This is a genomic window from Loktanella sp. 3ANDIMAR09 (assembly GCF_001420005.1).
Lineage (GTDB): Bacteria > Pseudomonadota > Alphaproteobacteria > Rhodobacterales > Rhodobacteraceae > Loktanella.
On the sequence record NZ_LJAK01000008.1, the window covers coordinates 101,594 to 121,912 of the forward strand.

General features: G+C 62.3%; 26 protein-coding genes. 15 read left to right on the plus strand and 11 right to left on the minus strand.

Translation table 11 applies throughout. The annotated features are described in order from the left end of the window. Positions 1–9 precede the first annotated feature (9 nt). The 4 genes from sfsA (at position 10) to AN189_RS12850 (ending at position 3,857) form a co-directional block, all read left to right on the plus strand. Positions 10–723, plus strand: a complete 714-nt coding sequence (gene sfsA / locus AN189_RS12835) for a DNA/RNA nuclease SfsA (protein ID WP_056036512.1) — start codon at positions 10–12, stop codon at positions 721–723. A gap of 25 nt (positions 724–748) precedes the next feature. Then, entirely contained in the window at positions 749–1,576 is an 828-nt protein-coding gene (map, locus tag AN189_RS12840) for a type I methionyl aminopeptidase (protein WP_056036514.1), read from the plus strand. Continuing rightward, a complete protein-coding gene (locus AN189_RS12845) occupies positions 1,573–2,730 on the plus strand; it encodes an MFS transporter (RefSeq protein ID WP_056036517.1) in 1,158 nt (385 codons plus the stop codon). The genes map and AN189_RS12845 overlap by 4 nt, the downstream gene beginning before the upstream one ends. Before the next feature lie 101 nt (positions 2,731–2,831). Continuing rightward, positions 2,832–3,857, plus strand: a complete 1,026-nt coding sequence (locus AN189_RS12850; RefSeq protein ID WP_253279618.1) for a TRAP transporter substrate-binding protein — start codon at positions 2,832–2,834, stop codon at positions 3,855–3,857. Between the two features lie 48 nt (positions 3,858–3,905). Here AN189_RS12850 and AN189_RS12855 read toward each other — a convergent pair whose 3' ends face one another. Genes AN189_RS12855 through AN189_RS12865 form a run of 3 tightly spaced genes read right to left on the minus strand, consistent with a single transcriptional unit; the run spans position 3,906 to position 6,309 of the window. Continuing rightward, positions 3,906–4,550, minus strand: coding sequence for an HAD family phosphatase (locus AN189_RS12855; RefSeq protein WP_056036521.1), 645 nt, complete (start codon positions 4,548–4,550; stop codon positions 3,906–3,908). Further along, the gene (gene rsmD, locus AN189_RS12860; protein ID WP_056036523.1) at positions 4,547–5,104 is read right to left on the minus strand and encodes a 16S rRNA (guanine(966)-N(2))-methyltransferase RsmD; all 558 of its coding nucleotides are present in this window, start codon (positions 5,102–5,104) and stop codon (positions 4,547–4,549) included. The genes AN189_RS12855 and rsmD overlap by 4 nt, the downstream gene beginning before the upstream one ends. Next, positions 5,101–6,309: an NAD(P)/FAD-dependent oxidoreductase gene (locus AN189_RS12865; RefSeq protein WP_056036525.1), complete on the minus strand. Its 1,209-nt coding sequence runs from the start codon at positions 6,307–6,309 to the stop codon at positions 5,101–5,103. The genes rsmD and AN189_RS12865 overlap by 4 nt, the downstream gene beginning before the upstream one ends. Positions 6,310–6,383: 74 nt before the next feature. Here AN189_RS12865 and AN189_RS12870 point away from each other — a divergent pair, with 74 nt between their 5' ends. Then, positions 6,384–6,875: a peroxiredoxin gene (locus AN189_RS12870; protein ID WP_056036527.1), complete on the plus strand. Its 492-nt coding sequence runs from the start codon at positions 6,384–6,386 to the stop codon at positions 6,873–6,875. Between the two features lie 45 nt (positions 6,876–6,920). On the opposite strand, the gene AN189_RS12875 is transcribed toward AN189_RS12870, so the two are convergent. The 7 genes from AN189_RS12875 to AN189_RS12905 are packed head-to-tail and all read right to left on the minus strand — an operon-like array spanning position 6,921 to position 13,587. Continuing rightward, positions 6,921–7,769 carry a mechanosensitive ion channel family protein gene (locus AN189_RS12875; RefSeq protein ID WP_056036529.1) on the minus strand — a complete coding sequence of 283 codons (849 nt, stop codon included), beginning with the start codon at positions 7,767–7,769 and terminating at the stop codon, positions 6,921–6,923. Next, the gene (locus AN189_RS12880) at positions 7,766–8,068 is read right to left on the minus strand and encodes a 4a-hydroxytetrahydrobiopterin dehydratase (protein WP_056036531.1); all 303 of its coding nucleotides are present in this window, start codon (positions 8,066–8,068) and stop codon (positions 7,766–7,768) included. Before AN189_RS12880 ends, AN189_RS12875 begins: the two co-directional genes overlap by 4 nt. Then, the gene (locus AN189_RS12885) at positions 8,065–9,243 is read right to left on the minus strand and encodes a GNAT family N-acetyltransferase (RefSeq protein WP_056036534.1); all 1,179 of its coding nucleotides are present in this window, start codon (positions 9,241–9,243) and stop codon (positions 8,065–8,067) included. Before AN189_RS12885 ends, AN189_RS12880 begins: the two co-directional genes overlap by 4 nt. A 31-nt stretch (positions 9,244–9,274) precedes the next feature. Further along, positions 9,275–10,024, minus strand: coding sequence for a glycerophosphodiester phosphodiesterase family protein (locus AN189_RS12890; protein WP_056036536.1), 750 nt, complete (start codon positions 10,022–10,024; stop codon positions 9,275–9,277). Further along, the gene (locus AN189_RS12895) at positions 10,024–10,485 is read right to left on the minus strand and encodes a RidA family protein (protein ID WP_056036538.1); all 462 of its coding nucleotides are present in this window, start codon (positions 10,483–10,485) and stop codon (positions 10,024–10,026) included. The genes AN189_RS12890 and AN189_RS12895 overlap by 1 nt, the downstream gene beginning before the upstream one ends. Before the next feature lie 58 nt (positions 10,486–10,543). Continuing rightward, the gene (locus AN189_RS12900) at positions 10,544–11,845 is read right to left on the minus strand and encodes an HlyD family type I secretion periplasmic adaptor subunit (RefSeq protein WP_056036540.1); all 1,302 of its coding nucleotides are present in this window, start codon (positions 11,843–11,845) and stop codon (positions 10,544–10,546) included. After that, entirely contained in the window at positions 11,842–13,587 is a 1,746-nt protein-coding gene (locus AN189_RS12905) for a type I secretion system permease/ATPase (protein ID WP_056036541.1), read from the minus strand. Before AN189_RS12905 ends, AN189_RS12900 begins: the two co-directional genes overlap by 4 nt. Before the next feature lie 206 nt (positions 13,588–13,793). Here AN189_RS12905 and AN189_RS12910 point away from each other — a divergent pair, with 206 nt between their 5' ends. Next, positions 13,794–14,174: a hypothetical protein gene (locus tag AN189_RS12910; protein ID WP_056036640.1), complete on the plus strand. Its 381-nt coding sequence runs from the start codon at positions 13,794–13,796 to the stop codon at positions 14,172–14,174. 211 nt (positions 14,175–14,385) lie between these two features. On the opposite strand, the gene AN189_RS18825 is transcribed toward AN189_RS12910, so the two are convergent. Further along, a complete protein-coding gene (locus tag AN189_RS18825; RefSeq protein ID WP_083484402.1) occupies positions 14,386–15,030 on the minus strand; it encodes a S24 family peptidase in 645 nt (214 codons plus the stop codon). A 221-nt stretch (positions 15,031–15,251) separates the two neighbouring features. On the opposite strand from AN189_RS18825, the gene AN189_RS19730 reads away from it, so the two are divergent. From AN189_RS19730 to AN189_RS12955, 9 genes are read left to right on the plus strand one after another with little or no spacing between them, the layout of a single operon-like run. Further along, positions 15,252–15,557 carry a helix-turn-helix domain-containing protein gene (locus tag AN189_RS19730; protein ID WP_056036545.1) on the plus strand — a complete coding sequence of 102 codons (306 nt, stop codon included), beginning with the start codon at positions 15,252–15,254 and terminating at the stop codon, positions 15,555–15,557. Beyond that, positions 15,554–15,928: a hypothetical protein gene (locus tag AN189_RS12925; RefSeq protein ID WP_056036547.1), complete on the plus strand. Its 375-nt coding sequence runs from the start codon at positions 15,554–15,556 to the stop codon at positions 15,926–15,928. The genes AN189_RS19730 and AN189_RS12925 overlap by 4 nt, the downstream gene beginning before the upstream one ends. After that, a complete protein-coding gene (locus AN189_RS12930; protein WP_056036549.1) occupies positions 15,928–16,200 on the plus strand; it encodes a hypothetical protein in 273 nt (90 codons plus the stop codon). The genes AN189_RS12925 and AN189_RS12930 overlap by 1 nt, the downstream gene beginning before the upstream one ends. Continuing rightward, positions 16,197–16,358 carry a hypothetical protein gene (locus AN189_RS19170; protein ID WP_157057489.1) on the plus strand — a complete coding sequence of 54 codons (162 nt, stop codon included), beginning with the start codon at positions 16,197–16,199 and terminating at the stop codon, positions 16,356–16,358. The genes AN189_RS12930 and AN189_RS19170 overlap by 4 nt, the downstream gene beginning before the upstream one ends. Positions 16,359–16,361: 3 nt before the next feature. Continuing rightward, complete coding sequence (locus AN189_RS12935; RefSeq protein ID WP_056036551.1) at positions 16,362–16,619, plus strand: hypothetical protein; 258 nt, start codon at positions 16,362–16,364, stop codon at positions 16,617–16,619. Beyond that, entirely contained in the window at positions 16,616–16,930 is a 315-nt protein-coding gene (locus AN189_RS12940; protein WP_056036553.1) for a hypothetical protein, read from the plus strand. The genes AN189_RS12935 and AN189_RS12940 overlap by 4 nt, the downstream gene beginning before the upstream one ends. Beyond that, a complete protein-coding gene (locus tag AN189_RS12945) occupies positions 16,930–17,367 on the plus strand; it encodes a hypothetical protein (RefSeq protein WP_056036556.1) in 438 nt (145 codons plus the stop codon). The genes AN189_RS12940 and AN189_RS12945 overlap by 1 nt, the downstream gene beginning before the upstream one ends. After that, complete coding sequence (locus AN189_RS12950) at positions 17,364–19,529, plus strand: Mu transposase C-terminal domain-containing protein (RefSeq protein WP_056036558.1); 2,166 nt, start codon at positions 17,364–17,366, stop codon at positions 19,527–19,529. Before AN189_RS12945 ends, AN189_RS12950 begins: the two co-directional genes overlap by 4 nt. After that, positions 19,526–20,299, plus strand: a complete 774-nt coding sequence (locus AN189_RS12955; protein ID WP_056036560.1) for an AAA family ATPase — start codon at positions 19,526–19,528, stop codon at positions 20,297–20,299. Before AN189_RS12950 ends, AN189_RS12955 begins: the two co-directional genes overlap by 4 nt. Positions 20,300–20,319 lie beyond the last annotated feature (20 nt).

Here is a 20,319-nt window from a genome sequence, read left to right on the forward strand (position 1 = left end):
ACTGCCGACATGAACTTTGCCAGACCGTTGATCCCCGCCACGCTGATCCGCCGCTACAAACGTTTTCTGGCGGATGTGACGCTGGATGACGGGACCGAGGTCACGGCGCATGTCGCAAACCCCGGCAAGATGACGGGGCTGGCCGAACCGGGCATGCAGGTCTGGCTGGAAACCAATGACGACCCCAAGCGCAAGCTGAAGTATGCATGGCGGCTGGTCGACGATGGGGGTGCATTGGTCTGCGTGGATACGGCGCAGGCCAACCGCGTGGTGGGCGAAGGGTTGCGGGCAGGCCGCGTGCCGGGCCTGACAGGCTACACCGACATCCGGTCAGAGGTGAAATATGCGGCCAACTCACGTGTCGATTTCCTGCTGACGGGGGATGGCCCCGCCCTGTGGCTCGAGGTCAAGAGCGCGACGGTCTGCCGGACGCCCGGTCTCGCCGAATTTCCGGACACGGCCACGGCGCGCGGTGCGCGGCACATGGCGGATCTGGCGGACCGGGTCGCGGCGGGAGACCGCGCGGCGGTCTTTTTTCTGGTCAATCGCACCGACTGCGACGCCTTTGACGTGGCCCGCGATATCGACCCGGTTTACGGCGCGGCCTTTGATGCGGCAGTGGCCGCAGGGGTCGAGGTGATCGTCATGGATGCGACAATGGACCGCGACGGGATCGCGCTGGGTCGCGTGCTGCCGCTGGGCCGGGGTGGCATGCAGGGCTAAAACGTCCTATGTGGCTTCGCAGGTAATGATAGGTGACGACGTGACGACCTCTTCGCAGAGTGTGACAAAGGACGGGATCCGTCTGTATGAACCATCCGATTTCGCAGGTATGGAAAAGGCAGGCCGGCTGGCTGCAACGATCCTTGACGATATCGCGGAACATGTGTTCGTCGGTCAGACAACCGGTGTGATTGACCAACTGATCACCGATTGGGTCACGGCTGCTGGTGCGACCTCTGCCACCATCGGGTATCGCGGCTATCAGCACGCCAGCTGCATCAGCGTGAACCACGTGGTCTGCCACGGTATTCCTGGTGACAAGGTGCTCAAGGACGGCGATATCCTGAACATTGATGTAACCGTGATTGTCGACGGTTGGTTCGGTGATTGTTCGCGCATGTATTGGGCCGGCAAGATGAGCCGCAAGGCCGAGCGTCTGGTGCAGGTGACGCACGATTGCCTGATGCTGGGGATCGAGGCAGCCAAGCCGGGCAATACATTTGGCGATATCGGTCACGCCATTCAGACCTACGCGGAAAAGCAGCGCATGTCCGTCGTGCGTGATTTTTGCGGTCACGGGCTGGGTCGGGTGTTTCATGCCCCGCCCAACGTGCTGCATTACGGTCGCCCCGGATCCGGTGCCGTGCTGGAAGAAGGCATGTTTTTCACCATCGAGCCGATGATCAACCTTGGCCGACCGGAAACCAAGATCCTCGCGGATGACTGGACGGCCGTGACGCGCGACAAGTCCCTGTCCGCGCAGTTCGAACATTCCATCGGGATAACCGCGCAGGGGTGCGAGATTTTCACGCTGTCGCCTGCCGGACGGTTTCACCCCACGATGCCCGAGTGACCGAGGCCGGCGCGGGCCGCCGTCTGATCGGTGTCCTGAGTGTTGCAAATTTCGCCATCGGTATGGGTGCTTTTGTCCTGATCGGGATGCTGGTGCCTGTGGGCGACAGCTTTGGTATCTCGCCGGGTCGCACCGGATGGTTGATGACGACCTATGCCTTGTCCTATGCCGTGCTCTCGCCCTTGCTGGTGTCGGCCACGGGGCGCATCGGGCGCAGGCGCATCCTGACGATCGCAATGGCAATCTTTGCGCTGGCGCATGTGGCGTCGGCGGTCGCACCGACTGAATTCACGCTTCATCTGACGCGCATCATTGCGGCGGCGGGCGCGGGCATGTTCACCCCGGTCAGCGCATCGGTCGCGGCACGCCTGTCCACACCGCAAACCCAAGGCAAGACCCTGGCCTGGGTGGTGTTCGGTCTGACATTGGCGCAGGTGCTGGGCGTGCCTGCCGGCAGTTTCATCGCCTATACCTTTGGCTGGCGCGCCGCGATGCTGATCGTGGCGGTGCTGGCATTGGCAATGTTGCCGCTGCTTTGGCGGATCGTGCCACGGGGACTGAATTTTCAGCCGGTCTCGCTGCGCGAACTGGGCGCGATCCTGCGCAACGGACCGATGATGCTGGCGGTCACGTTCACCGCGACGTTCCTGGCGGCGGTCTATGTCGTCTATACCTATTTTGCCCCCCTGATGGAAAACGGGATGGGTTACGGGCGTGACGGGATCACGGCGCTGTTGCTGATGTTTGGTGTGGGCGCCGTGTTGGGCAACCTGATGGGCGGCTGGATGGCCGACCGCATCGGTCCGACGCGGACGCTGACGATCCTGTGTATCGCGCAGATTGCCCTGCTGCCGCTTTTCTCGCTCTTGCCCCTGCCGGGGATTGTGCTGGCGCTGCTGGTGGCCGTCTGGTCCGCGACGGGGTGGTCGTTCCTGGCGGGCCAGCAGATGCGGATCATCGCTTTGCGTATCCAGGCGGCACCGGTTCTTCTCGCGCTCAATGCTGCGGCGATCTACATCGGGGCGGCATTGGGATCGGCCGTGGGATCGGGGGCCATTGCTCTGGGCGGGCTGATGGCGCTGGGGGTGACGGGCGGATTGCTGGGGTTGCTGGCGCTGGGACATATTACCTTGTCTCGGCGCATCAGTGGATAAATTTGCCCGGCGCACTTGCGAACGGATCGCATCTAAACCATATCAACTGCGTCACTAGCGGTGACATCCCCCCATGAAAATTCGATTTGAGGATGCACGCTATGCACCGTTCACTGATTGCCGCTGTCGCGGCCTGTCTGACATTGCCCACCGCTGCCCTGACCCAAGAGGTCACGTTGCGTTTCCAGCATTTCGTTTCGCCTGCCTCGGCGAACCCGACCTATTTCATGCAGCCCTGGGCCGACGCGATCGAGGAACAATCGGGCGGCCGGATCAAGGTCGAGCTTTATCCCTTCATGCAGCTGGGCGGGTCCGCCGCGTCGCAATATGATCTGATCCGCGACGGTGCCATCGATGGTGGCTGGGTCATTCCGGGCTATGAGCCGGGCCGTTTCCCCGAGGCCGAGGCGCTGGAACTGCCGTTCATGACCAGCAAGCTGGGCGCAGAGGCGTCGCGTGCCGCATGGGATTTCACCCAAGACTACCTGATGGACGATTTCGAAGATGTGCATGTGATTACAACCCACATGCACGGCCCCGGCATCATCCACCTGAAGGGTCCAGCGCCCGAAACGGTCGATGATCTGCGCGGCAAGGTGGTGCGCGGCCCGTCGCGCCCTGCGACGCTGCTGCTGGAAAAGCTGGGGGCCACACCCGTCGGCATGCCTGTTCCCGCATTCCCAGAGGCGCTGTCGCGCGGTGTCGTGGATGGAGGCGTGATCACCTGGGAAATGTCGCCGTCGCTGAAACTGGACGAGCTGACCGACAGCCACACCGATGTCGCAGGCGACCGCGCGCTGTATAACCTGTTTTTCGTCTGGGCGATGAACAAAGACGTCTATGCGGCACTGCCCGACGACCTCAAGGCTGTCATCGACGCCAATTCCGGCAAGATGGCCGCCGAATGGGCGGGCGGTGCCCACGACACCGGCGATTCCGAAGGGCGTGACCTGATGGAGGACGGCGGAAACCAGATCGCTGTTCTGTCAGAGCTGGAAACCGACGCGATCAAGGCGCTGGGCCAAGAGGTCCGGGCCGACTGGATCGCGGACATGGATGCGCGTGGGCTGGACGGCGCTGGACTGGTTCAGGCAGCAGAGGCAGCTGTGGCCACCAACCTGAACTGATCCGCAATGCGTGATTGCGCGCGCCCCGCTGACAATGTTGGCGGGGCGCTAGCCCGTCAGGCCCAGATCGCGCGCGACCTGCATCATGTCCGTGATGGGCTGGACGGCATAGCCTGTGGCGCGGACAGGACCACCATCGGCGACATAGGCGTAACAGCAGACATCGGCCGCTTGCGCCGCCTGCCAGCCCGCCGGCATGTCGTCGATGAATATCGTTCCGCCCGCATCTGTGCCCGCCACCTGCATCGCGTGATGCAGCATGGCCGGATCAGGTTTTGGGCGATGGTCATGACCGGTGTAGATGCGCCCGCGGAAACGGTCCCACAGACCAGAGGAGGCAAGGCTGACCTCCATCTTGGACATCGGACCGTTCGAGGCCACAGCGGTTGCGATACCGGCGTCGTCCAGCAGGTCCAGCAGATCGACGACACCGGGAATGACGGGTGGGCCGTCGCGCAGTGCCGCCCGGATTTCGGCGTGGATGTCGTCCAGCCAAGTGTCGGGCAGCTGCGCGCCGCGTTGTGTTGCCGCGCTTGCCGCACCGCGCATGGTGCCACCAGCGAACAAGGCGTGCACCTCTGCGGGTGAAATATGCAGACCATAGCGTGCAAAACTGTCGGACATGATCCGGTTGGTGGTGGGTTCGGTATCGACCAGCACCCCGTCGCAGTCAAATATCACCAGTTTGGTCATGGTGCCTCCAGCAAGGTGATCCAGGTGCTGCCGTATTGGCGTTGGTCCAGCCGTTTGAAACCCATCGGCGCGATCTGGGGGCTGGCCTCTTCCCAGACGATCAATGCGCCGGGGGCGATCCAGCCGCCCGCCCGTGCCGCAAGCAAGGCCTGCGCACCAAGCCGCTGCCCGTAGGGTGGATCGATAAAGATCAAATCGCAGGCCGTGATGGCGGCCGGAATTGCGGTCGCATCGACCCTGAGCACCGTGGTGTCGGCCGCGCGCCGGAGCTTGGTGATATTGGCCTGCAACAGGCTGCCCGCTGCGGCACCATTATCGACAAAGGTTGCATGCCGCGCGCCACGTGACAGCGCCTCCAGTCCCAGTGCGCCGGTGCCGGCAAACAGGTCCAGCACGCGTGCGTCCCGCAGCGGGCTGCCGAAACGTCCTCCGTCCAGCATGTTGAACAGGCTTTCGCGGACGCGGTCAGACGTGGGGCGCAGGTGCGCCGCCGGATCGCCTGCCCCGACATCGGCCAGCTGGACGCCGCGATGCGTGCCCGCCACGATCCTCATGCACGCAACAATGCCTTGAGGTCGGTCTCTGCTGCGGTGACCACGGCGGGGGCGGGGCTTTTGCCCGCCTCGATCAGACGTTTGCCCACCATATAGGCGCGGGTATCCGACAGGCTGTCGATCGCCAGCAGGGTGTCGCCACGGTAATACCAATGCGATCGCGCACCATCCACGTCGCGCACATGCAGATCGGTATAGCCGGTATTCAGCCCCGCAATCTGAAGTTTCACATCGTATTGATCCGACCAGAACCACGGTTTCGGCGTATAGGTCACGGGGCGGCCCAGCAGGTTGTGGGCCACGATTTCAGCCTGATCAATGGCGTTTCCGACGCTTTCGATGCGCACGCGCCCGTCGCGATAGGGGGCAGAGGCGCAATCGCCTGCCGCCCAGATATGGGGATCAGAGGTGCGCCCGTGGACGTCGGTGGCAATCCCGTTGTCGATCACGAGGCCCGCGCCTTCGGCCAGTATGGTTGCGGGTGCGATGCCAACGCCTGCGATGGCGAAATCAATGTCCAACGTCGTGCCGTCGGACAGGGTTGCCCCGGTGACGACATCATCGCCCGTCAACGCTGACAGCCCGACGCCTTCGCGGATATCGACGCCGTGTGCGCGATGAAGCTCGCGAAAGAAATCAGAGGTTTCGGGTGCTGCGACCCGTTGCAGGATACGATCCGCCGCCTCGACCAGCGTGACGCTGACACCGCGCTTGGCCGCGACCGCTGCCGCCTCGAGCCCGATATAGCCGCCACCGACGATCAGCGCGCGCGCACCTGCGACAAAGGCGGGTTCCATCGCGTCCGCGTCATCCAGATCGCGCACGGCAAAGACATTTCCAAGCGTCCCCCCGATGGCGGCGGGCAGGGTGCGGGGATGGGCACCGGTGGTCAGCACCAGATCGTCGTAGGCCAGCACCTCGCCGCCATCCAGCGTGACGGTTTTTGCTGCCTTGTCGATGCTGTCGGCGCGGCTGTTCAACCGCACGTCGATGCCGTGTTCGTCATACCAGGCGGCAGGCCTGAAATAGAGCCGGTCCTCGGCCATCTCGCCCAGCAGATAGGCCTTGGACAATGGGGGGCGCTGATAGGGCAGGCGTGGTTCGGCACAGACAAGGGTGATCCGGTCATCCGACTTTTCGGCGACAAGCTTTGCAATCAACGCCGATGCGGCCTGACCCCCGCCGATGATGACAATTCTACGCATGCGTCCCGTCCTCTGGTTCTGCTGCGTCGCACCTTATATGTCTGAGGTACAGACGCAATTCGCAAGGAGCGACCATGACCATCACCACTGGCGACAGCCTGCCAAACGCATCCGTTCTGACCATGGGGCCGGACGGACCGACTGGCGTGGACATTCACGACAAGATCAAAGGCCGCAAGGTTGTCATCTTTGGTTTGCCGGGGGCCTATACAGGCACCTGCACCACGGCGCATGTGCCCAGTTTCATCCGCACCGCCCCGCAACTGCGTGAAAAGGGCGTCGATGAAATCATCTGCCTGTCCGTCAATGATCCGTTCGTCATGCAGGCCTGGGGCGAAGCGACGGGTGCCATCGATGCGGGCATCACGATGCTGGGCGATGCCGAGGCGTCATTCACCAAGGCCATCGGCATGAATTTCACTGCCCCGCCGGTCGGCTTCATTGACCGGTCCAAGCGTTATGCGATGCTGGTTGATGACGGTATCGTCACGATCCTGAACGAGGAACCCGGCCCCGGTCAGTGCGATATTTCCGGCGGCGAAAACCTGTTGGACCAGATGGGTTGAACGCCGTGGTTCCTGCGCCGGGGAAAGTCCCGGCGCAGGACCATATCATTCCGCGTTTTGCATCACGAGGGTGCGGGTCGGGAATGGAATTTCGACGCCCGCCTTGTCCAGCGCCTCTTTGACCGCGCGGGTCATGTCGGCCTGATATTGGAAATATTCAGTGCGTTCGCACCAGACGCGCACCAGGAAATCGACGGAACTGGCATTCATGTTGGTGACCTGGATGAACGGTTCGGGATCGGACAGGGACCGGGGGTCCGCCATGATCGTGTCGATGATCGCCTTTTCGGCGACAGCCAGATCCGCACCATAGGCGACACCGATCGTCCATTCGGCACGTCGCTGCGGATAGACCGAATAGTTCGTGATGATGTTGCCCCAAACCTCGGAGTTGGGAACGATGATCTGCACGTTCCCGATGCTGGCCAGTTCGATGAAATTGAGGTTGATGGATTTCACCGTGCCCATCTGCCCGCCGATATCGACGAAATCGCCCAGTTTGATCGGCCGGAAGAACACGATCATGACGCCAGCTGCGACATTCGACAGCGTGCCTTGCAGGGCCAGACCGATGGCCAGACCGGCGGCACCGATGACAGCCACGACGCTGGTTGTCTGAACGCCGAACGTGTTGAGGACGAACAACAGCGCAAAGCCGATGATGACATAGCGCACGATGTTGCTGAGAAAGGTGAACAGCGTCTCGTCCAGATGCGCGTTGCGCTGCCCCATGTTGGAAATCCGACGGCTGAGCCATCCTGCGATCACAAAGCCGATGATCAGGATCACGATGGCCGACAGCACGTTTCCAAGGATCGACACGAGGAATTCAAGCGTCAGCAGATCGGCGATCGATCTGCCGTTCAGAATGGGGGTCGTCAAAAGATCGTTCATGCAGTCCTCGCCAGATCGTCCATGATTTTCGCCAATTTTGCGTCGAGCGGCGACAAACCATCTGCATCATGCGTCGTCAACGTCACCTGGACAGTTTTATAGACATTGGACCATTCGGGGTGGTGATTGAGTTTTTCGGCGTGGATCGCGGCCTGCGTCATCCAGCCAAAGGCCTGAACAAAGTTTTTGAACACGAATTCCTTGTGAATGGCGTCACGGTCGTCCTGAACGGTCCAGCCATTTGCCAGCAGTGGGGCGAGGGCCTCATCACGGTCGGTGCCTGTCAGTTTGTCGGTCATTGTTGTTCCTCTCTGTTTTCGCGCCGGAAGGGGCCGTAGCTGGTCAGCACCTCGATTTCTTCGTCGACGGCGCGTTTCTCGGCTTGGACATAGCGGGCAATGGCGTCGCGGAAACCCGGGTCACCGATCCAGTGCAGTGAATGGGTGGGGACCGGCAGATAGCCCCGGGCAAGCTTGTGTTCGCCCTGCGCACCCGCCTCGACCCGTTTCATGCCCTGCGCGATCGCGAAATCGATGGCCTGATAATAGCACAGTTCGAAATGCAGCGCCGGGTGGTATTCGGTGCTGCCCCAGTAGCGGCCGAACAGCGTATCGCGCCCGATGAAATTCAGCGCGCCCGCAACAGGGCGGTCCCCGTCCAGCGCCAGCACCAGCAGCATGTCGTCGCGCAGGCTGTTCTGCGCGTGGTCAAAGAATGCCCGTGTCAGATAGGGCGTGCCCCATTTGCGGTTCCCGGTGTCCTGATAGAATCGCCAAAAGGAGTCCCAGTGGTGCGGCTGGATTGCGTCACCGGTCAGTTGCACGATCCGGCCGCCAAAGCCCTGAGCGGTGGCGCGTTCCTTGCGGATGTTCTTGCGTTTGCGGCTGGACAGGTCGTTCAGAAAGGCATCGAAATCGGCATAGTCATTGTTCACCCAATGAAATTGTTGGCCGATCCGGTGCAACAGGCCCATTTCAGCACCTGCCAGTGCCTCGGCTTCGGTGCAGAATGTGGCGTGGACCGACGACAGGTCGTTGTCGGCCGCGATCTGCACGGCCCCCTGAACAAGTGCGGCCATGCCCACGACCTCATGGCCTGACCGGGTCAGGAAACGCCGCCCGGTGGCTGGTGTGAACGGCACGGCAATCTGCAGCTTGGGGTAATAGGCACCACCTGCGTTTTCATAGGCATGGGCCCAGTTGTGATCAAAGATATATTCGCCCTGTGAATGCCCCTTGGCATAGAGAGGGCAGACCGCGATCACCTGACCCTCTGACCTGGCAACCAGATAGCGCGGTTGCCAGCCGGACCGGCCGCCGACCGAACCTGAATCCTCCAGCGCGCGCAGGAAACGATAGGTTGTAAACGGGTCAACGGGGCGGTCGCCCTCGGGGGCGGCGCAGGCATCCCAATCGGCGGCGTCGATGCCGTCCAGCGATGGCAAGGCGGTCAGTTCAATGGCGGGTTCTGTCATGGGGTGCAACGTGGGCGGCGTGCCCACGGCGTCAAGCCGGATAGCCCTCGAATGTGATGTTGTCCGCGATTTTGCGGGCTTCTGCCTCTTGTTCGGGCGATCTGATCGTCCAGGTCAGCACCTGCGCCCCGCGGGATTTGAGGTCTGTCACCTGTGGGTGATCCAATTCCGCCCGGTCATGGCTGATGAAACTGGCCCCCACATGATCGTAGTCGGGAATACCCGACAGCCGTTCCAGCGTCGGCTGCGGGATCGTGGGCCAGCCTGCGATGTCAAAGCCGCCGGTCGTCAAACCACGCGGCACATCGGGTATGAGACGGGCCATTTCCGCAACATGATGCGGGTTGAACGACATCACAGCCACGTCGCCGGTGTAATGTTCCAGCAGCGCAGCGACGGCCCGGCCGATGGGGCCGGTATTGGGGCCAAGGCCGCCGTCCTGATCCTTGATTTCAAGCAGCAGCGGCACACGGCCGGCCACGACATCCAGCACCTGTTTCAGGGTCGGGATCGTCCCGCCGTCGCCCATCAGTGGAATTTGGGCCAGTTGGGCGCTGCTGCGCTGCGCGATCGGCCCCATTTCGATCGTCATGCGCCGCAGGTCGTAGTCGTGAAACACGACAGGCACCCCGTCAGAGGCGCATTGCAGATCGACCTCTATCCCGTAGCCGCCCGCCACGGCCGCAGCGACAGATGACAAGGCGTTTTCAGCGCGGCCTTTGCCTGCGTCATGATAGGCGCGGTGCGCGATGGGCCGCGCGAGAAAGGATGATGGCAGCATCACGCGATTTCAAAGATCGCTTCGATCTCGACCATGACACCCAGGGGCAGTGACGCGGCAGAGACAGCTGACCGCGCGTGCCGGCCCTTGTCACCCAAGGCTGCGACCAGAAAATCAGAGGCACCGTTGATGACCTTGGGTTGGTCGGTAAATCCGCTGGTCGAATTCACGAACCCGGTCAGCTTGATCACGCGAACCAGCCGGTCGATGTCGCCGCCGCAGGCCGCCTTGAGCTGCGCCAAGAGGCTGATCGCACAGGCACGCGCCGCGGCGACGCCGTCCTCGATGGATGCGGTTTCGCCCAGTTTGCCCAACATGTTGCCCTGCGGCCCCTGCGAGATCTGACCGGACACATAGACCATGTTGCCGGTGACGACATAGGGCACATAATTTGCAGCCGGGGCCGGTGCGTCCGGAAGGGTGACGTCCATCTGGGCCAGTTTTTCTTCGATTTTGCTCATGTGCGCACGCTCCTGTCGGGTTTGGGCCGACGCTACGCGGGCAGGGCGTAAAGGGCAATCACGACTCGCGGAAAGCTCGGGCGAAATAATCTGTCAGCGGTTTGATCAGGTAGGACAGCGCTGACCGTCCGGCGGTCTTGACGAATACCTCGACCGGCATGCCGGGAAGCAGCATCAGGTCAGGTGGCAGGCGGTCGATTTCACCGGGGTTCAATGCAACTTCTGCACGGAAAAACGGCATGCCTGATTGTGCATCCTCAAAGGCATCTGCGCTGATCTGGGTCACGCGTGCGGACAGCTCGGGCGTGCGGCGCTGGTCAAAGGCGGGAAACCGCACGACTGCCTGTTGGCCCAAGAACAGCTGTTCGACGTCCCCGACCTGTACCCGGATGGTGATGACACGCGGTCGGTCCTGCGGCACCAGGTACATCAGGGGGTCTGCGGGCTGGATCACCGACCGGGGTGCATGGACCCGAAGCCCGTGGACGACGCCGGACACCGGCGCGCGGATCGCCAGCCTGTCAACACGCTGTTGCAGCAGCCTGCGACGTTCGGCCAGATCCAGCATGTCGGCGCGCAGATCGCGCAGGTGCGTGATCGCCTCTTCTCGGCGTGTCATCGTCAGGCCGGAAATCTGGATGTCTATTTCCGTCATCCGTTCGGCGGCCCGTGCGGTTTCGGCGATCACCTGCCCCAGGCGTCCTGACAGTTCCGCCTGTTCGCGTTGCAGCCCCATGACCAGGTTGGCCGGCGCCAATCCGCGATCCAGCAGCGATTGCTGGTCGGCGAGGGCGCTGGCAATCAGGTCGCGCTGCGTGGTCAGCGCGGCCCGTTGCGCGTCCAGACCCACGACCTGCGCTGCAATCTGCTGACGTTGCCGGTCCAGTTGCGCGGTCCGGGCGCTGATCGTGTCGATCCTTGCCGTAAAAAGCCTGCGCTGGCCTTCCATGACGTCTTGCGCTGCGCCGCCCGCCGATAGCAGGTCATGGGCAAACCGGACGGCGCTGCCGCCGTCGCGTTCCGCCACAAGACGCGCTTGCTGCGCGCGCATGCCCAATATCTGCGCATCCAGTGCCGCCAGCGCACCGGCCAGCCCGTCGCGGTCCAGCGCGATCAACAGATCGCCCGCCTGAACCGCCTCGCCTTCGCGGACAAGGATACGCTCAACGATGCCGCCGTCGGGATGCTGGACGACCTGCCGACTGCGGTCGACCTCGACCTGTCCAGGGCTGATGACGGCACCGCTGATATGCGCCAGCACGCCCCATCCGCCCAGGCCGCACAGCAGCAGCAACAAGGTCAAGCCACCCGTGATCACCGGACCACGCGCGGACCAGCGATCCATGATGCACCGGGTCATGGCATTCCGGCGGCCCTGGCCGGCAGGGGTTGGATGTCGTGCGCATTGTGCAGCACCTTGCGCATCACCGAATCCTTGGGGCCGAACGCCCGGCACGTCCCCCCTTCGAGCACGATCAACAGGTCGCATTCCCGGATTGCCGCCGGTCGGTGCGCCATGATGAAAACAGCCTTGCCCGCGGCCTTGGCTGTGCGGATGGCCATGTTCAATGCGGCAGAACCATCGTCGTCGAGGTTGCTGTTGGGTTCGTCCAGTACCAGCAGGACCGGGTCGCCATAGAGCGCGCGCGCCAGTCCGATCCGCTGGATTTGCCCCCCCGACAAGGGGCAGGCATCGGTCGCCACACGGGTGTCGTAGCCAGCTGGCAGGCGCAGGATCATGTCGTGGGCCCCCGCCTGCCTCGCGGCGGTGACGACCGCGGCATCGTCCGGCTGCATCGACATGCGGGCGATGTTGTCCCTGATCGTGCCGTCGCACAGTTGCACCTGCTGGGGCAGATAGCCGATGTGCCGGCCCAATGCGTCGGGATCATATTGATCCAGCGCTGCGTCACCGAGCCGGACCGTTCCACCGACAGGTCGCCAAATGCCGGTCAATGCACGCGCCAACGCCGATTTGCCGGCACCTGACGCGCCGATGACACCGACGGCCTGGCCGGGTGCGACCGCGAAACTGACGGCACGCAACACCGGGTGATGCGCACCCGGCGGCACGACGGTCATCTGATCGACCAGCATATCTGCGCTGGGAGGTGGCAGGCACATGCGTCTGTGCGGCACTGGATTGACGCCCAGCAGGACTGACAGGTTTTGCCACGCCGCGCGGCCCTGTTGGAATACGGTCCACTGCGCTACGATCTGTTCCACTGGCAAGAGCGCGCGCGCCATCAGAAGCGACCCCGCGATCATCCCGCCGGGGGTCAGTTCACCGCGCAGCACGAGGTATGCCCCCAGTCCCAGCATCGCCGATTGCAGAAACAGGCGAAGCGTCTTGATCACGCCGTTGCTGGTGCTGCTGGCCTGTGTCGCGACAAGGGCTGCATCCAGCGCCCGGTCGCGCGCGACCTGCCACCGGGCGAAACAGTCGCGGCGCATGCCCATCGCCCGGATCACCTCATTGGCGCTGCGGATGTATGCGCCTTGGGTTTCAGCCTCTTGCTGCGAGGTCTGTGCCGTCGAAAGCGGCCTGCGCGTCACGTATCGGTTGATCACCGCCACGCCGATCAACAGGGCGCAGCCTGCCAGGGCGAGACTGCCCAGCAGCGGGTGAAAGACAAATATTCCCAGGAAAAAAACGGGTATCCATGGCAGATCAAACGCCGACAGCAAGGCAGGCGAGGCCATCAACCTTTGCACTGCTTCAAGGTCGCGCAGTCCGGTCTGTGCCTGCAACGATGCGGCTTGTGACGCATGCGCCTGCAAAACGGCGTCAAAGACCCGATCATCCAGCCGGGCCTGAAAACGCGCGGCCAGACGCATCATGATCCGTCCGCGCATGACGTCGAGCAGCCCCATCGCCACATAGAGGAATGCCACGAGGATTGTGAGTGCGACCAGGGTTTCCACACTGCGCGATCCCAGCACGCGGTCATAGACGTTCAGCATGTAGATCGGACCGGCCAGCATCAGCATGTTCACGATCAGGCCGAACAGCCCGACGACCCAGCACAGAGGCAGGCCCTCGCGGTAGACGGCGCGCAGTTCGGTGCGCCCGTCACGGCGCAAGTGTTCAAAAGCCTGCATGTCAGCGTTCCTGCGACAGGTCCTGTTTCGACCTGTCCGGGTTCAGTTCCTGTGGGGTCAACGCGGCCGCGATACTGACGTGACACTGGCCCCGATGTCCGACACCAGCTTGCGCCATGTCGGGTCAATGGGCGGTTAACGCGCAAGAGATGACAGATCGTGCCGGGCTGCGTATTGTGGCGGCGCACGACAAAGGAGTAGCCGTGATGCGTTCCATCTTCTGCACGATCAGCCTGAGTCTGATGGCCGCGCCGGTTTTGGCCGGACCCTACGATGGGACCTACAAACAAACCGCGAATTCCGAATGCGCGCTGGTCGGTGTGGATGGCGGCGCGGTGCGGATCGCAGAAGGAATCTTTTACGGTGTCGAGGCCGAATGCCGGATGTCCGACCCGGTCAATGTCCTCGAAATGGATGCGCTGCTCTACACGATGCAGTGCAGCGGTGAGGACCAGCAATTCACGGAACGCGCGATGGTCATGGACAAGGCCGAAGACGACGGCATCATCATGGTCTGGAACGGCTACGCCTTTGTTTATGATCGCTGCAATCCGGATCCTTTTGCCGCCGCACCGCAGGACGAATGAAGGCCCCTGTTCTGGCAATCGGTATTTGTTGTCTCAGCTGTGGGGGACTGAGACATTTGAGACAAAGCGTCGATCAGGCTGAAGCGTCGTTGGGCCTTTGAAACCAAGGCGGATCGCTGATTGGCGATTATTTATGGTTTGAGACACAAATGTTCGGATCGCGACGCAAGGGGACGCGACGTTTGAGACACAAACGATCCCAAATGTTGCGTCAGACCAGGGCGCGGCCGATCCAGACGACGCGGCCGATGATCTCGAGCTGGGCGAGGTCGGGACCTTCGATGCGTTCGACGGGGTATTCTGGGTTGGACGAGATCAGGTCGATCCGGTCGCCGCGTTTCGCCAGGCGCTTGATGAACAGCGCATCGCCATAGGACACGGCATAGATGGCGTCGCGGACATCGACCTCTGACGTGTCGATCATGACCAGGTCGCCATCGCCAAGGGTCGGCACCATACTGTCGCCACGCGCATCGACGATGACCATGCGGTCCGGGTTCCGGCCGCCCAGCTTCTTGGAAAAGAAGTCAGGCGCAAAGGGGATCGGCGTCAACTCCTCGGCACGGTCCGAAATTGAACCACTACCAGCCGAAAGCTGAACGTCGTAGCGGCGAACTAATTTGGAATGAAGTGTGCCTTTGCCAGGAGCAGGGCCATGTCGTGGTGTACCAGTGACTAGCCAATCGACTGAGACGCCAGACACCTGCGCCATTTTGGCGAGTACCGAAGCTTTCGGTTCACTTACTCCGGCCAGATAGTTTCCCAATGTGCGCCGAGGAATGCCGATAGCTTTTGCATAGACCTCACCAGAATTGGCTCGATCCACGCAAATTTTGATCCTGTCCGCGAGGTTCATCTTAAATTCCTAACTTGAACGCCAGCGTTCAGCTTTTCGCGCTGCGTTCAGGTTCGAAATAAAGGTAGTTACATCAGTAACTTAACAAAATACAGGCAGAAAAATGCCTGAATTTGCCCCTATTGAGCCAAAAACAGCTTGATAAGCTAGCCAAAAAGCGCCAACTTCCTCTCATGTCGTCGTCAAATGTGCGCCCGCCAGCGCCCACCGAAAGGACCAACATGAGCAAGGCAAAACACCCGTGGCACCCGGCTGACGTCCTGTGCGCACTCACGAAACAAGGCCTGAGCTATGCAGAGGTTGCGCGCCGCCATGACCTGAACAGGTCAGCCGTCGCGAACGCCGCATCGCGTCCGAACTATTCCGCAGAAACCGCCATCGCATCAGAGCTAGGCGTTCCAGCGCACCAGATTTGGCCGGACCGTTACGATGATCGGGGCCTCCCCCTGCACAAAATGGTCCGACGCCGTCTTAACGCACACATGGCCGCGCAGTCACGTCTAATTCGCGACGAGGTGCAGGCATGACCAAATCTGGCACCACGTATCAGCGCAACGAGATCAGATCCGGTGACGGTTCACTGGAGGATCGTGTGATAGGTGCGTCCGTCTGGGCGGCGATCACGTCGATCTGCGATCAGCTGAAGGTCCACCCGTTGTCCGGTCGCATGGCGGTCATGCAGGACGCGTTCAATCCGCTTGCCCAGATCGCTGGCAAAGAGGCCGTCGCCATGCTGCGCGCCTGGGCCGACATGGTCGAAGCCTGCCGCTCTGGTGACATGAGCCAGCCGCACGTCACGAAGGCAATCAGCGCATACGGCGATGCGGTCGAGGCAATGTTTACCCAGATCGAGATCGCCAATGCCGCACAGCGCGCCAAGGGTGAGGTGAAGCACTGATGGGACATATCGCATCAAACCCGCGCGTCACGGCCGTGTCATTCCGCGAGGTCGCGTTGAGCGACCATGCCTGTGCCAACCCCGGCGATGTCTTGAAGCGGACCGGTCACCTGGCCGTGGTCAAGGCGGACACCGGCTATGAGGTCCGCAATCTGTCCATCGACAAGTTGCGGTACTGGGGGTGGCATCCGCCATTGGCGCATCGCGAAACGCTGCTGGGGGCGCTGGCTGCCATGGGTCGGCTGCACCTGGGCGCACGGGTGTCGTCATGATGAATGAGGAACACGAGGACCGCCTGAACGACAGCCTGCCGGAACACCCTGAATGGGCGCAGGAGGATCGTGGCCCGATCGGGCTGCATTTTGTCTACGCCATTGTCGCGATCCTGGTGATTGCGGCGCTGGCCGATGCATTCCTGTTCGGAGGCTGACCGATGGCGCAGACATCCCCCCAATTCGCCGATTTCGATCGCCACCCGCATCGCCAGCCGGATGACTGGATTGTCGATGACATCAAATCCGCACTGAACCGCTGCAATTCCGTTGCCGAGGTAAATGCGACTGCCCGGCATTTTGCAAAAGACGTGCGGGATCTGGAATTGTCGCCAAAAGAAACCGACCGGACAATGGCAATTCAAATTCGTAATTTGGCTGCATATCGCCGGAAGATGATTTCGGAGGGTGGCAGATGAACGCTGTCAGACCCGTCATCCAGCACGCCCTGAAATCCGCGATCACAATCCTAAAGGCCGATCCACCCTTTGCGATCGGCCGCAAAGGAGGTGCCTACCATGTTATCGACACCCGCACAGACAGCGTCATCCACGAAACAGAAAGCTATTCTGTCGCTGCAGCTCGGATGGGTATTCTTGCCAAGGAATTTCGCAGGTCAAAGACGACCCGCGAACGACCATGCATGTGTTGTCAGACCATCATCAAATCCGAGGGCCCGCATCACCGCCTGTGTGACGTCTGTCGTCGCAAGCGTCCGGGTTTGATCTGATGGCCTATTTCACCCCATCCCAGGGCTGGGCCATGCCTGCCCGCCACCGGCTGCCTGACGGCGTCGCGACAGCACCTACATTGACAGACCGCATCAGCCTGGTCGTGGCCTGGGCGATAAAGGCCAGCGACCTGGGTCGGGGTGAAATTGCGCGCCGTATGTCGGATTACCTGGGTGCCCCGGTCAGTGTGCATATGCTGAACGGCTATGCCGCCCAGACGCGGACCGATCACCGGATCACGCTGGAACGGTTCATGGCGCTGATCGCAGCGGTCGAAATGCCTGAACTGGTCGATTTCGTCGCGCGTCCCGCGGGATGTGCCGTGGTGCCTGACGCCTATGCGGATCTGATCGAATTCGACCTGCTGGAGGCAGAGTTGCGTGCCCTGCAGGCCGAAAAGGCCGATCGCATCCATCAGCAAAGGCGCTCAGCATGAAGGAATGGATGACAGCCGCCGAGATTGCGGCGATGGGCCTTGAAGGCCTACCTAAATCTACCCAGAAAATCACAGCGCGCGCCCGGCAGGACGAATGGCGCAAGCTGGGGCCCAATCTAGCCCGCAAGCGCGCTGGCCGCGGTGGCGGCTGGGAATACCACGTCACCTGTCTGCCACCTGCGGCCCTGGCCGACTGGGAACTGCGCCGCGAACGCGCCCTCACCCCTGCGGCCCCCAAGCCACCGGCTCTGAAGCGCGAGGCCGATCCGGTCACCACCCTGTCGGGCCGTCGTCGCCGGGTCATGGAAGCCCGCGCCCAGGTCCTGATGGAGGTTCAGCGCCGCGTCATCACCGAAGGCAAGAGCCAACGCCAGGCGATCCTGTCGTTGATCGCGGATTTCAAAAGCGATACCGCCCTGCCTGAACACCAACGCGTGCTGAGCGCCCCCCTGTTCGACGCGTGCGGCGATGCGAACGACAAGGGGCGTCGCAGTCTAAGCAGGCCCGCGGTCTATCGTTGGATTAAGGAGCAATGCGAGGGCGGCGTTGCGGCGCTCGCACCACAAAATACGCGTCCTGCCAGCGCCGACGATGCCTGGCCCTGGCTGCCGCGTCTGCTGCGGTTCTATTGCCGCCCGCAGAAGCCCGCATTGAAGAAAGCCCACGCCGACCTGCTGAAGTCGGGTCTCGTCAATGAGCCGGTCTCCTATGCCCAATGCAAGCGGGCTATTGCATCGCTACAAGGGACCGAGCGGTATCTTGACGCCCATCGCGGGCGTGAAGGGGCGAATGCGCTGAAGGCCCGTATGGCGTTCAAGCGCCGCGATACATCGATGCTGGACCCGACCGCTGTCTACATCGCCGACGGCAAGCTGTTCGACGCCGAGATCGCGCATCCCGTCCACGGCCAGCCGTTCAAGCCAGAGATCACGTCGATCCTGGACGTGGCCACGCGTCGCTGCGTGGGCTGGAGCCTGTCGCTGGCCGAAAACACCGATGCGGTTGCCGATGCCGTTCGCATGGCGGTCACCGATTGCGGGATCCCGGCGATTTTCTACTCCGACAATGGTCCGGGTTATCGCAACGCCCGCATGGATGGGCCTGTGCACGGCCTCTGCGCGCGCCTCGGCACCACGACAAGCCATTCGCTGCCGTACAACAGCCAGGCGCGCGGGATCATCGAGCGGTTCAACGGCTCAGTCTGGAACCCGTTTGCGCAGGAGTTCGACACCTACCTCGGCGCGCCCATGGATCGCGAGGCGGCCAACGTCATGCACCGCGCAACGCGGCGCGACATTCGCGAAGTCGGGACCAGTCACCGTGTCTGCGGTTGGGAGCTGTTCATGGAACGGGCCGCTGCTGTTGTCGCGGCCTACAACGATGCACCGCACGATGCCCTGCGGGTCCGCGATCGCGCGACCGGCCGCTGGATCGCGCGCAGTCCGAACCAGGCATGGGCCGAGGCCGAGGCCGCAGGGTTTGCACCTTTTGTGCCAACCGCAGTCGAGATCGATGATCTGTTCCGGCCTCATATGGAGCGGACCGCGCGCCGTGGCGAGGTTCAGTTCCTGAGTAACATCTATTTCCACCCGGATTTGCAGCCCTACGACGGCCTCAAGGTTCTGGTGGGGTACGACATTCATGATGCGCAGCGTGTCTGGGTGCGTTCGCTCGGCGACGATGGCGAGATGGGCGGTCTGATCTGTGTGGCTGAATATGCCGGGAACAGCACTCATTACATGCCGCGTCCGATGGTCGAAGCCGCCCAGGAGCGCCGCCTGAAGGGTCAGCGTCAGCGGCTTGCGGTCAAGATGCAGGCTGTCGAGGACGCCGCGCGTGCGCCGCTATTCATCGAACATGCCGCGCCCGAAGAGACATTGCCCGAGGTGTTGCCGCCCGCTGCCGAGCCGGTTCGTGTTCGGCCCCGCGTTGTCGAGCGCACGCCCGATCCGGACGACGAGGTTATTTCGGAAGATCTGCTGCTGTCAGCTGATCTGCTGAGCGGTCGGATGGAGATGACCGAAGGCCGATACGAATTGATGGTCCGTTTCCTGCGCTTTGGCGTGGGCGACAACCTCATGAAGCACGCAGGGTACGACCCCGAGGCCCTGCGCGCGAAAATGCGAACTTTCAAAGAGCAGAGTGGAGTACCCCCCCCATGACAAATAGCTTCGTCCAGACGAAGAACTGGCAAAGGTTTCAGGATGGCCTGCGCGGGTTGAATACGCGCGGTGCAGAGGAATGCCGCCTCGTCGTGATCGACGGCAAGCCCGGCCTCGGCAAGACCACGATCCTGAGCCGCTGGGCCGTCCAAGAACGGTGCGTGTATCTGCGCGCCAAGTCCGAATGGACGCCTTACTGGCTGCTGGGCGAAATCCTGACCGAATGCCAGGAGGCACTGCCGCACGGGCAGGAAAAGCGGATGAACGCGGTTCTGGCAACGCTGAGTCGCCAGGCACAATCTGCTGACATGGCCAAGCGGCAATTCGCCGTGGTCATCGACGAAGCCGATCACGTCGCCAAGAAGGCGTCGATGGTCGAGCTGATCCGCGACATCACTGATCTGGCGGCTGTTCCGGTCATCCTGGTCGGCATGGGCACGATCCGTGACCAGCTCAAGCGGTTTCCGCAGGTCAGCAGCCGGGTCTCTCGCTATGTTGGGTTCCGGCCTGCGGATGTGGACGATGTGCGTCGCTTCCTGAACGAACGTTGCCGGGTCAAGATTGCCGATGATCTCGTGTACTTCGTTCACAAGGCGACTGGTGGTTACAATCGCGAGCTGATGGAGGCGATCGTATCGCTGGACGAAGTTGCGATGCGCAACCCGCCTGCCGATCCGGAGATAGGCCTGACACTGGCCGAGATGGATGGTCGCCAGCTGATCAACGACCGCGCGACCAGCCAGCCGATCATCGTCCGGGGTGCAGTTTGATGGCTCGGACCAAGGAACGC

Bases quoted from the DNA above. Each gene is read 5' to 3' on its own strand.
- sfsA (WP_056036512.1), top strand. From the start codon at position 10: ATGAACTTTGCCAGACCGTTGATCCCCGCCACGCTGATCCGCCGCTAC.
- map (WP_056036514.1), top strand. From the start codon at position 749: ATGATAGGTGACGACGTGACGACCTCTTCGCAGAGTGTGACAAAGGAC.
- AN189_RS12850 (WP_253279618.1), top strand. From the start codon at position 2,832: ATGCACCGTTCACTGATTGCCGCTGTCGCGGCCTGTCTGACATTGCCC.
- AN189_RS12855 (WP_056036521.1), bottom strand. From the start codon at position 4,550: ATGACCAAACTGGTGATATTTGACTGCGACGGGGTGCTGGTCGATACC.
- rsmD (WP_056036523.1), bottom strand. From the start codon at position 5,104: ATGAGGATCGTGGCGGGCACGCATCGCGGCGTCCAGCTGGCCGATGTC.
- AN189_RS12865 (WP_056036525.1), bottom strand. From the start codon at position 6,309: ATGCGTAGAATTGTCATCATCGGCGGGGGTCAGGCCGCATCGGCGTTG.
- AN189_RS12870 (WP_056036527.1), top strand. From the start codon at position 6,384: ATGACCATCACCACTGGCGACAGCCTGCCAAACGCATCCGTTCTGACC.
- AN189_RS12875 (WP_056036529.1), bottom strand. From the start codon at position 7,769: ATGAACGATCTTTTGACGACCCCCATTCTGAACGGCAGATCGATCGCC.
- AN189_RS12880 (WP_056036531.1), bottom strand. From the start codon at position 8,068: ATGACCGACAAACTGACAGGCACCGACCGTGATGAGGCCCTCGCCCCA.
- AN189_RS12885 (WP_056036534.1), bottom strand. From the start codon at position 9,243: ATGACAGAACCCGCCATTGAACTGACCGCCTTGCCATCGCTGGACGGC.
- AN189_RS12890 (WP_056036536.1), bottom strand. From the start codon at position 10,024: ATGCTGCCATCATCCTTTCTCGCGCGGCCCATCGCGCACCGCGCCTAT.
- AN189_RS12895 (WP_056036538.1), bottom strand. From the start codon at position 10,485: ATGAGCAAAATCGAAGAAAAACTGGCCCAGATGGACGTCACCCTTCCG.
- AN189_RS12900 (WP_056036540.1), bottom strand. From the start codon at position 11,845: ATGACCCGGTGCATCATGGATCGCTGGTCCGCGCGTGGTCCGGTGATC.
- AN189_RS12905 (WP_056036541.1), bottom strand. From the start codon at position 13,587: ATGCAGGCTTTTGAACACTTGCGCCGTGACGGGCGCACCGAACTGCGC.
- AN189_RS12910 (WP_056036640.1), top strand. From the start codon at position 13,794: ATGCGTTCCATCTTCTGCACGATCAGCCTGAGTCTGATGGCCGCGCCG.
- AN189_RS18825 (WP_083484402.1), bottom strand. From the start codon at position 15,030: ATGAACCTCGCGGACAGGATCAAAATTTGCGTGGATCGAGCCAATTCT.
- AN189_RS19730 (WP_056036545.1), top strand. From the start codon at position 15,252: ATGAGCAAGGCAAAACACCCGTGGCACCCGGCTGACGTCCTGTGCGCA.
- AN189_RS12925 (WP_056036547.1), top strand. From the start codon at position 15,554: ATGACCAAATCTGGCACCACGTATCAGCGCAACGAGATCAGATCCGGT.
- AN189_RS12930 (WP_056036549.1), top strand. From the start codon at position 15,928: ATGGGACATATCGCATCAAACCCGCGCGTCACGGCCGTGTCATTCCGC.
- AN189_RS19170 (WP_157057489.1), top strand. From the start codon at position 16,197: ATGATGAATGAGGAACACGAGGACCGCCTGAACGACAGCCTGCCGGAA.
- AN189_RS12935 (WP_056036551.1), top strand. From the start codon at position 16,362: ATGGCGCAGACATCCCCCCAATTCGCCGATTTCGATCGCCACCCGCAT.
- AN189_RS12940 (WP_056036553.1), top strand. From the start codon at position 16,616: ATGAACGCTGTCAGACCCGTCATCCAGCACGCCCTGAAATCCGCGATC.
- AN189_RS12945 (WP_056036556.1), top strand. From the start codon at position 16,930: ATGGCCTATTTCACCCCATCCCAGGGCTGGGCCATGCCTGCCCGCCAC.
- AN189_RS12950 (WP_056036558.1), top strand. From the start codon at position 17,364: ATGAAGGAATGGATGACAGCCGCCGAGATTGCGGCGATGGGCCTTGAA.
- AN189_RS12955 (WP_056036560.1), top strand. From the start codon at position 19,526: ATGACAAATAGCTTCGTCCAGACGAAGAACTGGCAAAGGTTTCAGGAT.